General features: G+C 47.8%; 15 protein-coding genes. All 15 read right to left on the bottom strand.

The window, feature by feature from the left end; translation table 11 throughout:
- Window positions 1-101: 101 nt before the first annotated feature.
- Entirely contained in the window at window positions 102-1,424 is a 1,323-nt protein-coding gene (gene lysA / locus M3630_RS08695) for a diaminopimelate decarboxylase (protein WP_173609557.1), read from the bottom strand.
- 179 nt (window positions 1,425-1,603) lie between these two features.
- Window positions 1,604-3,073, bottom strand: a complete 1,470-nt coding sequence (locus M3630_RS08690) for a spore germination protein (protein ID WP_221867128.1) — start codon at window positions 3,071-3,073, stop codon at window positions 1,604-1,606.
- The gene (spoVAEA, locus tag M3630_RS08685; RefSeq protein WP_173609559.1) at window positions 3,027-3,641 is read right to left on the bottom strand and encodes a stage V sporulation protein SpoVABEA; all 615 of its coding nucleotides are present in this window, start codon (window positions 3,639-3,641) and stop codon (window positions 3,027-3,029) included. The genes M3630_RS08690 and spoVAEA overlap by 47 nt, the downstream gene beginning before the upstream one ends.
- 29 nt (window positions 3,642-3,670) lie before the next feature.
- Complete coding sequence (gene spoVAE, locus M3630_RS08680; RefSeq protein WP_221867130.1) at window positions 3,671-4,021, bottom strand: stage V sporulation protein AE; 351 nt, start codon at window positions 4,019-4,021, stop codon at window positions 3,671-3,673.
- On the bottom strand, window positions 4,021-5,046 hold the full coding sequence (spoVAD, locus tag M3630_RS08675) for a stage V sporulation protein AD (RefSeq protein ID WP_173609561.1): 1,026 nt from the start codon (window positions 5,044-5,046) through the stop codon (window positions 4,021-4,023). The genes spoVAE and spoVAD overlap by 1 nt, the downstream gene beginning before the upstream one ends.
- Before the next feature lie 13 nt (window positions 5,047-5,059).
- Window positions 5,060-5,545: a stage V sporulation protein AC gene (gene spoVAC / locus M3630_RS08670; RefSeq protein ID WP_172137891.1), complete on the bottom strand. Its 486-nt coding sequence runs from the start codon at window positions 5,543-5,545 to the stop codon at window positions 5,060-5,062.
- A gap of 81 nt (window positions 5,546-5,626) precedes the next feature.
- Window positions 5,627-6,046, bottom strand: coding sequence for a stage V sporulation protein AB (locus M3630_RS08665; protein ID WP_173609562.1), 420 nt, complete (start codon window positions 6,044-6,046; stop codon window positions 5,627-5,629).
- Window positions 6,043-6,657 (bottom strand): stage V sporulation protein AA, encoded by a 615-nt coding sequence (locus tag M3630_RS08660; RefSeq protein WP_251251837.1) that lies wholly within the window; start codon window positions 6,655-6,657, stop codon window positions 6,043-6,045. The genes M3630_RS08665 and M3630_RS08660 overlap by 4 nt, the downstream gene beginning before the upstream one ends.
- A gap of 141 nt (window positions 6,658-6,798) precedes the next feature.
- Window positions 6,799-7,554 (bottom strand): RNA polymerase sporulation sigma factor SigF, encoded by a 756-nt coding sequence (gene sigF, locus M3630_RS08655; protein WP_221867132.1) that lies wholly within the window; start codon window positions 7,552-7,554, stop codon window positions 6,799-6,801.
- 11 nt (window positions 7,555-7,565) lie between these two features.
- On the bottom strand, window positions 7,566-8,015 hold the full coding sequence (gene spoIIAB, locus M3630_RS08650) for an anti-sigma F factor (protein ID WP_251251836.1): 450 nt from the start codon (window positions 8,013-8,015) through the stop codon (window positions 7,566-7,568).
- Window positions 8,015-8,365, bottom strand: coding sequence for an anti-sigma F factor antagonist (gene spoIIAA, locus M3630_RS08645; RefSeq protein ID WP_106652969.1), 351 nt, complete (start codon window positions 8,363-8,365; stop codon window positions 8,015-8,017). The genes spoIIAB and spoIIAA overlap by 1 nt, the downstream gene beginning before the upstream one ends.
- Window positions 8,366-8,512: 147 nt before the next feature.
- Window positions 8,513-9,697, bottom strand: a complete 1,185-nt coding sequence (locus M3630_RS08640) for a D-alanyl-D-alanine carboxypeptidase family protein (protein WP_173609565.1) — start codon at window positions 9,695-9,697, stop codon at window positions 8,513-8,515.
- 144 nt (window positions 9,698-9,841) lie between these two features.
- Window positions 9,842-11,914 carry a methyl-accepting chemotaxis protein gene (locus tag M3630_RS08635; RefSeq protein WP_173609566.1) on the bottom strand — a complete coding sequence of 691 codons (2,073 nt, stop codon included), beginning with the start codon at window positions 11,912-11,914 and terminating at the stop codon, window positions 9,842-9,844.
- Window positions 11,915-12,093: 179 nt separating this feature from the next.
- A complete protein-coding gene (locus tag M3630_RS08630; RefSeq protein WP_106652966.1) occupies window positions 12,094-13,053 on the bottom strand; it encodes an ABC transporter ATP-binding protein in 960 nt (319 codons plus the stop codon).
- A 14-nt stretch (window positions 13,054-13,067) separates the two neighbouring features.
- The gene (locus tag M3630_RS08625) at window positions 13,068-14,057 is read right to left on the bottom strand and encodes an ABC transporter ATP-binding protein (protein ID WP_012686081.1); all 990 of its coding nucleotides are present in this window, start codon (window positions 14,055-14,057) and stop codon (window positions 13,068-13,070) included.
- Window positions 14,058-14,065: the final 8 nt, after the last annotated feature.

Genomic DNA, 14,065 nt, shown 5'->3' with positions numbered 1-14,065 from the left:
TTCATTATGCCGAGAAAACATTAAGCAATCATGAATGGGAGATGAAGGAAATACAAAACCTTCCCAAACGATCGGGAAGGTTTGTGCATTTTTTATGAAGTTTAACGCATAAGCTGCGCACGTTTTGGCAAAACATCGTGACCGACTACTTCTGCGTACGTTTCGCGCCGTACGACTACTTCTGCTTCTCCGTCCTTTACAAATACAACTGCCGGACGAGCAATCCGATTGTAGTTGTTCGCCATGGAATAACCGTATGCACCTGTACTTGGGACTGCGAGAATATCGCCCGCTTGCGCTTCTGGCAGCTTCACATCCCAGATGAGCATATCACCTGACTCACAGCACTTTCCTGCAATGGATACAACTTCTGAGGCAGGTGCATTCATTTTGTTCGCAATCGCTGCTTCGTATTCTGCATCGTATAAAGCTGGTCGCAGATTGTCTGTCATCCCACCATCGACCGCAATATACTTTCGGACATTTGGAATGTTCTTATGCGATCCAATTCGGTACAAGGTTGTCCCTGCATCCCCTACAATACTCCGACCTGGCTCGATCCAAATCTCAGGTAGAGGAATCGCAAGCGCTGTTAGCTCTTGGCGAACGATATCTGTTATGGCTTTGATATACGTTTCCGCTGGCTGCGGTGTATCGCTTTCTACATACCGAATACCAAAGCCTCCTCCTACATTCAAAACTTCCGGGAGGAATCCTAGCTTTTCTTTTGCTTCGCCCAACAGCTCTGTCAATCGTTTGACAGCCACGAGGAAGCCTTCTGTTTCAAATATTTGTGAGCCAATATGGCTATGAACTCCCAATAAATGGAGATGATTGCTTTCATGAGAGAATTGAATCGCCTCAAGAGCCTGGCCGTTTTGCACATCAAAGCCAAACTTGGAGTCGATCTGCCCAGTAGAAATGTATTCATGTGTATGAGCTTCTACACCCGGCGTGACACGCAAAAGTACGGCGACTTTTTCGTTTCGCTCTTCGGCCAATTGTGCCAACATGTGCAACTCATAAAAGTTGTCCACAACAAAACAGCCAATTTTGGCATCAAGCGCCATGATTAACTCATCATGAGATTTGTTGTTGCCATGAAAATGGATGCGCTCTACGGGGAATCCAGCTTGCAGAGCCGTATACAATTCGCCGCCAGATACTACATCGAGTGACAAGCCCTCCTCTTCAACAAGCTTGCACATCGCCAACGTGCAAAATGCTTTGCTCGCATAAGCAACCTGGAACGAAAAACCCGTATTGTGAAACGCATTGACAAATTCTCGGCATTTGGTGCGAATTTGCTGTTCGTCATACACATATAAAGGTGTTCCGTAAGTAGCAGCTAGCTGTGTCGTATCACAGCCTCCGATTTCCAGGTTTCCTTGTTCATTCACTCGACTTGTCCCGTGTAAGTACATGTTCTGTTTCCTCCCCAATTCATTCGCACCGATGATGTATATAGACAACCTTGTATAGAGAAAGGCAACCAACAAGGAGCGTCAGTTGCCATACAGAAACTTTTGTTCGTAAGGCTTCCCTACAATTTACTACAAGGTTGTGCGTTTGACAATGGGTGATCCCATCCGTTTTCAGAATATTATTGCCGAGAGGTATTTTGCGAGCGAACGATACTCGGCCTGTTGTTTTTGCTTGGCACAGCCAGCCGTACCACAATATCCTTCATCCCTTTGTAGTTGAAGGGAATGAACGGCCATAAGTAAGGCGTATTCAGTGAACGGGTAGAAGCCAAGAAAATCAGGATGATCGTAATCCCGATCATCAGTCCCGGTGTAGAGAAAAAGCCCACCATAAGTATCAGAAACAAGCGAATAAGTCGATTGGCCAAGCTTAATTCATAGCTGGGAGTCGAATACATCCCGATTGCCGCCACTGCCAAATACAAAATAACCTCAGGTGCAAGGAGTCCTACCTTGATCGCCACGTCCCCGACCAGAATCGCGGCCAATAAACCTACGGCAATCGAGAGCGGCGCAGGCGTATGAATGGCGGCCATTCGCATCAAGTCCAGACCGACCTCAGCGATCACAAATTGTGCCAAAATAGGAATGCTGCCCATCTTTTTAATCCCTAAGAAATGAAGCGGCTCCGGTATCATGGAAGGGTGCATGACCAACAGCAACCAGATCGGCAAAACAAAAACGGAAGCAAAGATTCCCAGAAAACGAACCCAGCGCAGATAAGCACCGATTACCGGTGTTTGTCGATACTCCTCCGCATGCTGTACATGATGAAAATATGTAGCGGGTGTGATCATAACACTCGGTGACGTATCCACATAAATCAGTACGTGACCTTCCAATAGATGTACAGCAGCCACATCGGGTCGCTCTGTATATCGGACTAACGGGAATGGGTTCAACGTTTTTCCAATGATAAATTCCTCGACGGTTTTTTCTGCCATCGGTATCCCGTCAATCTGGATGTTTTGTAGACGCTCCTTCAATGTATGGACCAGCTCTTCATTTGCTACATCGTGCAAGTAGGCAACCGCAACATCTGTCTTAGTACGCTCCCCTATCTGCATGATTTCGAATCGGAGCCGTTCGTCACGAATCCGTCGGCGCGTAAGAGCTGTATTGGTTACGAGCACTTCAGTAAAGCCGTCATGGGCGCCGCGGACGATTCTTTCCGTATCGGGCTCCTGCGGTGTGCGATTCGGCAGGATTTTGGCATCGAGGATAATGGCATGGGGAGATCGGTCAATGATCAGTCCTACTTGGCCAACGAGCAATTTGTCCATAAACTCGTCAGTCGTTTCTACCTTGCTCAGTTGGTAGAAAGGGATGAATTTATGAAACAAATGGTCGAAAGCATTGTCACCCATATCCCGCTCACGTACATCGTTCAGCTCACGCATGATCTGCGAAATCAGTATGCTTTCCGCAAAGCCGTTTATGTAATACAACAACATTCGTGTATGACCCACATAAAAATCATGAACCCCAATGTCAAAACTCTTACCGACACCAAGTCTGTCGTTCAAATACCTCTGATTCTCTTCAAGATAAGTTGAAATGGGATGACGTTTTTCCGTGACCTGTGCCATGAGCGCCGCTCCTTTCCATTATCCATTGCACCGCTCTCGTTGTGATGGGACAACCGTTTTGCAAACTATCTCTACCTTCCATTTTGCCTATATCTCCAATACCGATGACATTGGGTACATGCAGGGAATTCAAAATATCTACGGTATCTCCATAAATGTGATGCTGAAGTTGCTCGTCTGCGTACCCGTCCTTGTCCACGGCTTCTTCTACAATTTGTCCTTGGTTGTTTACGGAATAAGCGACGGTCGCACCCTTGACCCAATGTGTATTCGAGGCTACTGCAATCGCACCGATTACTTCGATATCAGGATGCTTCACCACGTATTCGAGGGCTCGTTCCCCTCTACCCTTCCCGTAATCTCCATTGTCATCGAACATGACGATAACAGGATCGTATGGCGTCATTTTAATCAGTTCGACCATCTGATTCCCTCGCAGTGGAGTCGGATTCCCGGCAGACAGTGATATGCATCGACCACCAAATTGCTTGGCGACATTCTCGATTACTTTTTGGGCAATATGATCTCCGTCTGTCACCACTATGACTTTCCGGCGTACTGTGTCCATGCTGGGTCACCGCCTTTTCCTGCTTGGACTTACCCTTTGGGTTTAAAAATGAGTGAGGCCAAAAATCCGAATGCGATCGCAGCCGATATACCCGCACTCGTGACCTCAAAAATCCCCGTGGCGACACCAATCAACCCATGTTGTTCGGCCTCGCTGATGGCTCCATGATACAAAGAGTGACCAAAGCTCGTGATCGGTACAGTCGCACCTGCGCCTGCAAAATCGATAAATTTGTCATACACGCCGATAAAATCGAGAAAAACTCCTGCCACGACCAGCGTACTCATGACATGAGCAGGCGTTAGCTTGCCAACATCCAGAAGGAGCTGACCCACTACACAAACCAATCCCCCTACGACAAAAGCAATCAGGTATTCCATTAGCTGCCTCCTTCAAGCGCAACCGCGTGAGCGATGCATGGTATCGAATTTCCCTGCTGAGTGCTTACCGGGCTTAAGAGTGCTCCCGTGGCGCAAACCAACACGTTTTTCAGTAACCCACGGTTGAGCTGATCAATAATGTAGCTATACGTGACCACGGCACTGCTTGCGCAACCGCTTCCACCTGAAAACACATCCTGATCAGGGGAGTATATCATCAGCCCACAATCATTGTAGACTTGATCCATGTCGTATCCTTCCGTCAACATGAGCTCCTTTAGAATCGGATAGCCGACACCAGCCAAGTCGCCAGTCACGATCAAATCATAGGATTGTGGGGAGCGCCCCGTATCTTGAAAATGCGTCTGGATCGTCGATGCAGCTGCTGGAGCCATGGCCGTCCCCATGTCGAACGGGTCTTTAATCCCCATGTCCACTACTTTTCCCATCGTCGCATATGTAATGCGCGGACCATTCCCCCCGATTCCAACCAATCCTGCGCCAGCTCCTGTCACCGTCCACTGGGCACTTGGGGGCTTCTGTCCTCCGTATTCCGTGGGATAACGATACTGCCTCTCCGCTGTGGCATTGTGGCTACTGCAAGCAGCGATCGCCTTGCTCGCATAGCCTGCGTTTACCAGAGCCGCCGCATTAGCCAGTGTGAGCATCGAGGTTGAGCATGCTCCGTACATGCCGAGCAGAGGCATGGCCAGCTTTTCTGCTGTAAAGTTGGTCGTGATGTTCTGGTTCAACAGGTCGCCAGCGAGAATGAGATCCACATCCTTGCCGGTGATGCCCGCCTTTTGCAGCAATGTATTGACCGCGTCCTCCATCAGCTGGCGTTCTGCGTCTTCCCACGTCTGTTGGCCTGCATACATATCGTCGTGGATTTTATCAAACAAGTGCGCCAGCGGTCCTTCGCCTTCTTTTGGTCCCACAGCAACTGCCGAGCTTTGCAGACGAACATTTTGATCGAAGTGCCAGGTTTGCCGATTGACTCGTTTCACTGGTTGATTGCTTGACACCGACAGCCCTCCCTTAGAAAAGCATGTTGATCAGGCTCTTTATTATTCCCGCAATGAAAGCAGCAACAACCCCAAATACAATGACCGAACCAGCGAGCTTAAACATATTTCCGCCAACGCCGAGCACCAACCCTTCGCTACGATGTTCGATGGCAGCAGACGCTATCGAGTTGGCAAAGCCTGTAACAGGCACGGCTGATCCTGCTCCAGCATACTGCCCGATATTGTCATACACACCTAACCCTGTCAGCAAAACGGACAGAAAGATGAGCGTCGCAACAGTCGGATTGCTTGCCGTTTTCTCCGTAAATCCGAAGAAGGTAATATACATATTTTGAATGGCCTGACCCAACAAACATATGGTCCCTCCTACCCAGAAAGCACGAAACGAGTTAAGCAGAACGTTTCGTTTGGGCTGGAACTTCGAAGCCTGCTGTTGATACAGTTGTTTGGTCATCTGCATCGATCCGGGGTTTTTGGATTTTGTTTTGGTTGCCATGCCCTTTCACTCCCTTTGTAAGCTTTCTTCCTATATCCTTCCTTTTTCTAAAGATGCCTATGAATAGTGGTATTTACCATTTCACAGATGGAGCAGCCATTGCAGTAAGGAACCCGTCACTTTTCCCAAAACTACTGCCATCAACAGAAAGAGAAGACTGCCATCCATGTGGATTCGCTTCGCTAATATGGGGAAGACATTCAGGACCTCCGTCAGGCCCGCGGCGAGTGTGCCCACAAATATCCCTGCAAATATCCCGTAAATCGAAGATACGAGAACGGGTAAATGAGCACCCCAGTGAAAAAAATCAATAAACGTAAAAAAAAGCGCTCCTGCCACCAAGGCCCATTCCAGGGAGCGGATATATCGATGAGCATTCGTTAATTGTGTCAACCTCGGAATGATGTCCAGAACGGTAATAAACGCGACCAGCCCGCTCCCTACAGCAAGACCTCCACCCAGTCCGATCAAAATAAGCAACAAGCACTTGATGACGCTCATTTCTTCGTCCGTTGGTTTTCCTTGTTTTCATTTTGTATGTAGTATTGATCCAGGCTTTGCTGATACATAAACAATTCCACTTCTAGCGGACTAGGTTCTTCGTTGATTTTTTTCTGGAAAATATGGTTGAAAAACAGAATCATCCCCAAACCGATTCCGATGGAGTAAGGAATTTGCATCCACAAGGGCTGATGGCTCTTTTCACCTGTAATCAAATAGTAGATTCGTTCGTGAACCTGCATCATGCTGACATCGGTATGGAAATTCATGATCGCCAATCCAGAGCCAATGAACAGCAGAATCCACACCATCGCCACCAAAATCGGGTTCGATTTCTTTCGTGGATTAAGCACCTCCACAATGATTTGGGGAGCACCCTGGACGTCCAGTTCCACGTCAGGATAGACAGAACGCAGCCTTTTAATTACCTGCATAATATCGATGATGATCAAATTGCCATCCGTTGGCTTTGTCTGATAAATGGGCATCCGCCTTAACGATTCCTCGCGCTCTCCATCCCAGTAAAGCTGGCAAATGTCTCCAAGCGTAATCATGGCTTGTGGCTGTACAGCCAATCGCTTTCTCAGGAGCAAAAACAACGCGTCTTTCATGGTACCTTCCCCTTCCCTCACATACCTGATTATTCGCTAGTATGTGCCGAGCCACAAAACCCATGCAATTAAACGGAAATGGCCGTTTCTTTCACAAAACAAAACACCCCAGCCACGTAGTGACCGGAGTGTTTGCATCTGTTAATGCTCAATTTGGTCTTTGATCGTTTGCAAAATGCGCTTCTCGAGGCGCGATACCTGGACTTGCGAGATTCCCAGCCTCTCCGCTACTTCTGATTGCGTCTGATCCTTGTAGTAGCGCAGGTAGACAATGAGTTGTTCCCGCTCGGTCAATCGACTGATCGCATCCTTGAGCGCAATCTTTTCAAACCATTTGTTGACTCCTTCATCCGCAATCTGATCGATCAGCGTAATGGGGTCCCCGTCATTTTCAAAAACCGTTTCATGGATGGAAGAAGGTGCCCGATTTGCTTCTTGCGCAAACACGACTTCCTCTGGTGTAATCCCCACCGCGTCCGCAACCTCAGCAATCGTGGGTGCGCGACCGAATTGCTTGTACAGCTCATCCTTTGTTCGTCGTACCTTGTTGGCTGTTTCTTTGAGTGATCGACTCACCTTGACTGTACCGTCATCGCGTAAGAAGCGTTGAATTTCCCCAATAATCATCGGCACAGCATAGGTTGAAAATCGAACATCATAGGAGAGATCAAACTTGTCTACGGCCTTCAAAAGGCCAATACAACCGATCTGAAACAAATCATCCGCTTCGTATCCACGGTTGATAAAGCGCTGAACGACGGACCAGACCAGCCGAATATTGCTGTTGACGAGAAGCTCTCGTGCCTCAGTATCGCCAGATTGGCTTTTGGCGATTAGCTCTTTTACTTGGTCATTGGTCAGAAATGGTTGACTCGCGTTTTTGATATCGGCACCCATAGGCACTACCCCTAATTTTGCAAGGCTTTGGCAAACGCCAGGCGTTTGGTGAGGCGCACGGTTGTTCCCTTACCCACAACCGTTGCCACTTCCAAAGAATCCATGAAATTCTCCATAATCGTAAAGCCCATTCCAGAGCGCTCCAGCTCCGGTTTCGTCGTATAGAGTGGCTGCATGGCCTGCTCTACATCCTCAATCCCTCGTCCATTGTCTTCCACAATCAGATCAATGCTGTCCTCTTGAATTCGCACAGAGATCTGTACCACACCCTCTGGATTTTCGTCATAACCATGAATAATGGCATTCGTAACAGCCTCGGATATGACGGTTTTGATTTCTTCCAGTTCGTCCATCGTAATATCGAGTTGCGAAATGAAGGCTGCAACTGCTACACGTGCGAATGCTTCATTTTGGCTCAATGCTGCAAACGACACTGACATAAAGTTACGCTGTCCCATCATTACGCCACCCCCAGAACATGCAAAGCATCCGCTTCGTTTTCGCGAAACTTGATTACCTTGAATAACCCGGACATCTCAAATATTCGATAGATCGTTGGATTGATCGAGCAGACATACATTTCTCCAGATCGGGCAGAAATCTGCTTGTATCTTCCCAAAATAACCCCGATACCCGAGCTGTCCATAAACGTCAAGTCGGCCAGACTCAGCACAATATGACGGATAGTAGAGGAACGCAAAAGATCATCCGCCTTCTTGCGCAACTCCTCTGCCGTATGATGATCCAGCTCACCTTGCAAACGGATCACTAGCACGTCCTGCCGTGTCTCCATCGCAACTCGTAAACTCATAGCTGCCACACTCCTTCTCCCTTGATAGAAACTCTCTTTCTTCCTCAGCGAAACCAATTCCTGCCAGCCGACAAAAGAACAAAAAAATCGAGCAGCCGCGCCATTCCATTCGGGGCAACTCGATTCTTTTCGCGCTCATGCTGTCTGTTAGTAGCTAATCAAAATGCTCTTGGTGGTTCGCTTGAGAATCTCCCACATGTTGGCTTTATCTACCTGATCTTCCGGGAACAGATCGACTCGATTTACTTCCTTGCCATCTTTCGTCCGGATGAAAATGTGGCCGATTACTTGGTCCTTTGCTATCGGTGCGTGAACAGTCTCATTGATGACAATTTCCTTCTGGAATGTATCGGCCGATTCTCCTTTTTTCATCAACAAACTCACTGCATGTGGTGTTACCGCATTGATTTGCGGTTTCTGTCCTTTATCTACTACGAGTGCGCGCACAGGTTCTCCCTTTTTGTACATCGGCGTCACCTGAAAGTGTGTGAATGCGTAATTGAACATAGTCGATACTTCATTATTGCGCGTCTTTACATCAGGCTCGCCCATGACGACTGCAATGACACGCATGTTGTTGCGTTTGGCAGTCGCTGTTAAACAGTATTTCGCTTCGCCTGTGTACCCTGTTTTCAAACCGTCCACCCCTTCATAAAAACGCACCAGCTTGTTCGTATTCACAAGCCAGAAGGGGGTTTCTGTATCTTTTCGCAAGTAGTCCTGGTACGTACCGGTGAACTTCGTGATGCCTTCGTGCTTTAAGAGCTCGCGTGACATGATCGCAATGTCCGCTGCCGAAGAGTAGTGATTCGCGGCAGGAAGTCCATTAGAGTTAACAAAATGCGTATTTTTCATGCCGAGCTGCTGAGCGCGTTCATTCATTCGCGCGACAAAACTCTCTTCTGTCCCAGCCAAGTGCTCAGCCATCGCTACAGAGGCATCATTCCCTGAGGCAATCGCAATCCCTTTCATCATGTCCTCTACCGTCATTTCTTCACCGGGCTGTAGAAAAATTTGCGACCCGCCCATTGATGCTGCTCTTTCACTTGTTCGAACCTTATCGGTAAGCTTAAGCTCTCCCCGCTCCACCGCTTCCATGATCAAAAGCATGGTCATTACTTTGGTGATACTGGCGGGTGGCATTTTTTCATTGGCGTTCTTTTCATACAAGACTGTTCCCGTATCCGCTTCAATCATCACTGCGGATGAAGCTTGTGGGGCAAAATGATTGTCACTCTTTTGCTGTCCAGCCTTTTCTTTGGCAATCGCCATCGGAGAAAAGATGGTAAAGCACATAACGAAGCATAGAGCGAGGTATCCATTCCGTTTCATAGCAGTCTCTTCCCTCCATTCATGGTTTTATTCTCACCATCATGAAAGGAAAATATTCACACAAAAACAGCAAGATTATCTTCTCGAAAGACCATCCAGTTTCACAAAAAAATCCCTTCCGCTACTAGCAGAAGGGATACTTTCTTAAATGACGAAGCGGCTCACATTTTGCGTTAACTCGTCCGCCATTTTTTTCAATTGCTCTACGTTTTCATTAATGCGTGCAATCGAATTCAATTGTTCATCCACTGTCTCTACCACACCTGAGATGGATTCACTAATTTCATCTGACATGGTGGCAAGGCGTTGCATGGAGTTCGTCACAACCTGATTACCCGCCGCCATTTCTTCTGAGGTCGCCGTCATCGATTCGCTCTGCTCTGCAGCCGATTGAATCTCTGCCACGATATTTTGGAAAGCAGTACCCACAGACTCTACAGACTGCAAGCCTCCACTCACCATGGTAACGATCTCGTCCATATGCTTGCTCATATCCATTGCCTCATCATTGATCGAATGGGCAATGGCAGCGATACGCTCAGAGAAGGAGCTGCTTTCCTCTGCAAGCTTGCGAACCTCGCTGGCGACAACCGAGAAGCCTCGTCCAGCATCTCCAGCACGTGCAGCCTCAATGGCGGCATTCAGCGCCAACAAATTCGTCTGCGACGCAATACTCGTAATCATTTCGACGATGCTCGTAATTTCACGAGCCCGCTCACGAAGACTGTGCATTTGCCCAGCAGTACGTTCTACTTCGCTAGTGGCACGTCTTACCGTATTGATTACGTTTTCTACTAACTCCATTCCGCCTTGCGCTCTCTCAAACGTACGAGTCGTGGCAACCGATGTAGATTCAGCAGCCACCGCCACTTGTTCAACGCCTTCCGATATTTCCGAGACAGTATTCGCTGTTGCTTGCACTTCATTCGTCTGCGTAGAAACGCGATGGGCAATCGTCGAAATATTATCCGTAATAACGTTAATGGCTCCTTTGTTTTCTTGCGCAAACAGAGTCAACTCATCTGTCGCTACGTTCAGTTGTGTTGCTTGTCCCTGTACAAGGGCAATCAGCTTGCGAAGTTCAGCTGCCATCTCATTCATTTTGCGGCCAACCATAGCCAGCTCGTCATTGCCATTTACTTTTACGTTGATATTAAAATGTCCGGCGCCGATCTGATCCATATCTCGGGCGATCGCGAACAGGGATAGTCGAATCCGCTTCGCAAACCACCAGATTGCCCAAACCGAGAGTCCGATGATTGGCAAGCTGAAGAGCACGAAGTACAGCCACATTCCGTCTACTTCACCATATACCTCGTCAGTTCCCGTGGACAAAACGACATTCCATTTCAACATGGGAATCGGTGCAAAAGCTGCAAATGAATCAATGCCATGATCCGAATACAGCAAGCTGTTGCTTGTCTCTTGCTTCATCAGGGAAAGCATCTCTTCGTAATCTTTGTCACCAGCCAACACGAGCTTGTTGTTGTTATTCGGATTTTGATGGGCGACAACCAAACCGTCTTGTCGAACGACGAAAGCGTAGCCATTCTCCATGAAAGAGATCTCAGGAATTTTTTGAATCATTTGGTCAATCGTAAAACCAACAACGAACAATCGGCTCGTATCATCGGCCTTTTCCCCTATGGGTGTCGCAATATAAAGAAAACTCTTGTTGCTGCCCTCAACGATTTCTTCATCAGAAATGACCAAGGATTTCGTAGTTAGTGCTCTCTGGAAGTATTGCTTTTGCTTGAAGTCAATCTCATTTGTACCTGTCAAGGAATACAGAGATTTTCCGCTAGCCGTGTCAATCAAATAGATTCGGGATACTTCTTTATGTGCCTGGCGCAATAGAGTAAACTGCTCCATGATAAGCGGCTGCAGCTCTGTCATCATCACACGCTTGCTTGCCGCCGATTTCGTCGAGTTCACAATCGCTTTCAGGTCATCTTCCATGCTATTCGCATGCTGGTCAGCCAGCATTTTTGCTTGATTAGAGGTAATGCTAAACAGCGTTGATTTCGAGAAGGAAAGGGCTATGTATTGCAAAGAACCGATAATAATAAGTACGAGAATTAGACCAAACACAATCATCTTTGTAGCAAGAGAGCCTTTTAGCTTTTCCGTTGCTACTTGGCTAGTCAGATTCACTTTTTTTAAGAGATTCGATATTCCCTCCTTCTTTTTCCATCGTGGCGACAAAAATTTGCTCATGCTACTTGCCCCCTTTATCACTGCTACCATTTTCCAGTGCAAGAATTCCGAAAAAATACCCCTGAAAAAACTGCCTCTGGGTACAATACCCATTTTTTTCAGAGGTAAAACCTCCCTTATGAAGGGAAACGAGTTCCGGGCTGCACGAGTAGCCTCGGAACTCGCTATTTGCAATTGATTTAGTTATACAAATGACAAGCCGCGAAATGTCCTGGCTCTACTTCTTTCCACACAGGTACGGATGCAGCGCATTCCGGCATTGCTTTCGGGCAACGGGTACGGAAATGGCAACCGCTTGGTGGGTTCATTGGGCTAGGTACATCGCCTTGCAATACAATGCGCTCACGGTTACGCTCAACCTCTGGGTCTGGGATCGGAATCGCAGACAACAGCGCTTGCGTATACGGATGGAGCGGCTTTTCATACAAAGCATCACTTTCTGCCAGCTCAACCATTTTACCCAAGTACATAACCGCTACACGGTCGGAAATGTATTTTACCATGGACAAGTCATGGGCAATGAACATGTAGGTCAAACCCATTTTTTCTTGCAGCTGTTCGAGCAGGTTTACAACTTGTGCTTGTACGGATACGTCCAAAGCAGAGATCGGCTCGTCACACACGATGAATTTTGGCTCTACTGCCAATGCACGGGCAATTCCGATACGTTGGCGCTGACCACCTGAAAACTCGTGTGGGAAGCGGTTCATATGCTCAGGATTCAAGCTCACCAAGGAAAGGAGCTCCTGAATGCGCTCTTTGCGCTTCTGACCAGTCGCCAGACCATGAATATCCAGCGCCTCGCCGATGATATCCCCTACTGTCATACGCGGATTCAAGGATGCGTAAGGATCCTGGAAAATCATTTGCATGTTGCGGCGCATTGCCTTCATTTCCTGCTGGTTCAGGTTCATGATGCTCTTGCCTTCAAACAGGACGTCCCCTTCAGTCGCATCGTACAGTCTCAAGATGGTACGACCGGCAGTGGACTTCCCACAGCCTGACTCTCCTACTACGCCCAATGTTTCTCCACGTTTGATCTCAAACGAGATATCATTTACAGCTTTCAGAGTATTATCGCCAATGGAAAAGAATTTCTTTAGATTGCGTACTTCAATCAAATTTTCACGTTTATCCACTGATATCCCTCCTTCTACGCACGGTTCTGAGCAAGCGGATGCTGAAGCCAACAAGCTGCTCGCTGAGTTGTGCTGATGTCGTTCAGCTCAGGATCGATCTCTTGGCACACACGCATCGCTGATTCGCAACGCGCAGTGAATCCACAGCCAACTGGCGGACGCAGAAGGTCTGGCGGCGTACCAAAAATCGGTGTCAGTGGCTCGTCACGGTTCAAGTCAAGACGTGGTACCGAGCGAAGCAGGCCTTTGGTGTAAGGGTGTTGCGGATTGTAGAAAATATCGTCAACTGTTCCTGTCTCGATCACTTTTCCTGCGTACATAACGATTACGCGGTCACACATCTCAGCAACTACACCAAGGTCATGTGTGATCAAGATAATGGAAGTGCCTGTTTTCTTTTGCAATTCTTTCATCAGGTCCAAAATTTGCGCCTGAATCGTTACGTCCAAAGCTGTCGTCGGTTCATCCGCGATCAACAGCTTCGGTGAACAGGCGAGTGCGATCGCGATCATTGCACGTTGACGCATACCGCCGGAGAACTCGTGTGGATATTGCTCCACACGTTTCTCAGGTTGCGGAATACCAACCATGGTCAATAGCTCAATGGCACGATCACGTGCTGCTGCTTTCGACATGTTTTGGTGCTTGATCAAGCCCTCGGTAATTTGGCTGCCGATGGTCATTGTTGGGTTCAAGGAAGTCATTGGATCTTGGAAGATCATCCCGATATCTTTACCGCGGATCGATTCCATTTCTTTTTTGGACTTCTTGACGATATCCTCTCCATTGAAGAGAATTTGTCCCTTTTTAATTTCACCTGGAGGCATAGGAATCAGCTTCATGAGGGTTTGAGCGGTTACGGATTTACCGCAACCGGACTCCCCTACAATCGCTACAGCCTCTCCGCGGTTGACGTGAAAATTCACACCGCGGACTGCTTTTACTTCACCTGCATACGTATGGAAGGATACGTGCAGGTCTTTTACATCAAGAATGCGTTCCATAACGACTA

The sequence above is a fragment of the Brevibacillus sp. MER 51 genome (genome assembly GCF_023714195.1).
Taxonomy (GTDB): Bacteria; Bacillota; Bacilli; order Brevibacillales; family Brevibacillaceae; genus Brevibacillus.
Note: the sequence above shows the minus strand (reverse complement) of the source record. Positions and strands in the feature narration are given on the sequence as shown.

Coding starts and splice junctions, on each gene's coding strand:
- lysA (WP_173609557.1), bottom strand. CDS start 1,424: ATGTACTTACACGGGACAAGTCGAGTGAATGAACAAGGAAACCTGGAA.
- M3630_RS08690 (WP_221867128.1), bottom strand. CDS start 3,073: ATGGCACAGGTCACGGAAAAACGTCATCCCATTTCAACTTATCTTGAA.
- spoVAEA (WP_173609559.1), bottom strand. CDS start 3,641: ATGGACACAGTACGCCGGAAAGTCATAGTGGTGACAGACGGAGATCAT.
- spoVAE (WP_221867130.1), bottom strand. CDS start 4,021: ATGGAATACCTGATTGCTTTTGTCGTAGGGGGATTGGTTTGTGTAGTG.
- spoVAC (WP_172137891.1), bottom strand. CDS start 5,545: ATGGCAACCAAAACAAAATCCAAAAACCCCGGATCGATGCAGATGACC.
- M3630_RS08665 (WP_173609562.1), bottom strand. CDS start 6,046: ATGAGCGTCATCAAGTGCTTGTTGCTTATTTTGATCGGACTGGGTGGA.
- M3630_RS08660 (WP_251251837.1), bottom strand. CDS start 6,657: ATGAAAGACGCGTTGTTTTTGCTCCTGAGAAAGCGATTGGCTGTACAG.
- sigF (WP_221867132.1), bottom strand. CDS start 7,554: ATGGGTGCCGATATCAAAAACGCGAGTCAACCATTTCTGACCAATGAC.
- spoIIAB (WP_251251836.1), bottom strand. CDS start 8,015: ATGATGGGACAGCGTAACTTTATGTCAGTGTCGTTTGCAGCATTGAGC.
- spoIIAA (WP_106652969.1), bottom strand. CDS start 8,365: ATGAGTTTACGAGTTGCGATGGAGACACGGCAGGACGTGCTAGTGATC.
- M3630_RS08640 (WP_173609565.1), bottom strand. CDS start 9,697: ATGAAACGGAATGGATACCTCGCTCTATGCTTCGTTATGTGCTTTACC.
- M3630_RS08635 (WP_173609566.1), bottom strand. CDS start 11,914: ATGAGCAAATTTTTGTCGCCACGATGGAAAAAGAAGGAGGGAATATCG.
- M3630_RS08625 (WP_012686081.1), bottom strand. CDS start 14,057: ATGGAACGCATTCTTGATGTAAAAGACCTGCACGTATCCTTCCATACG.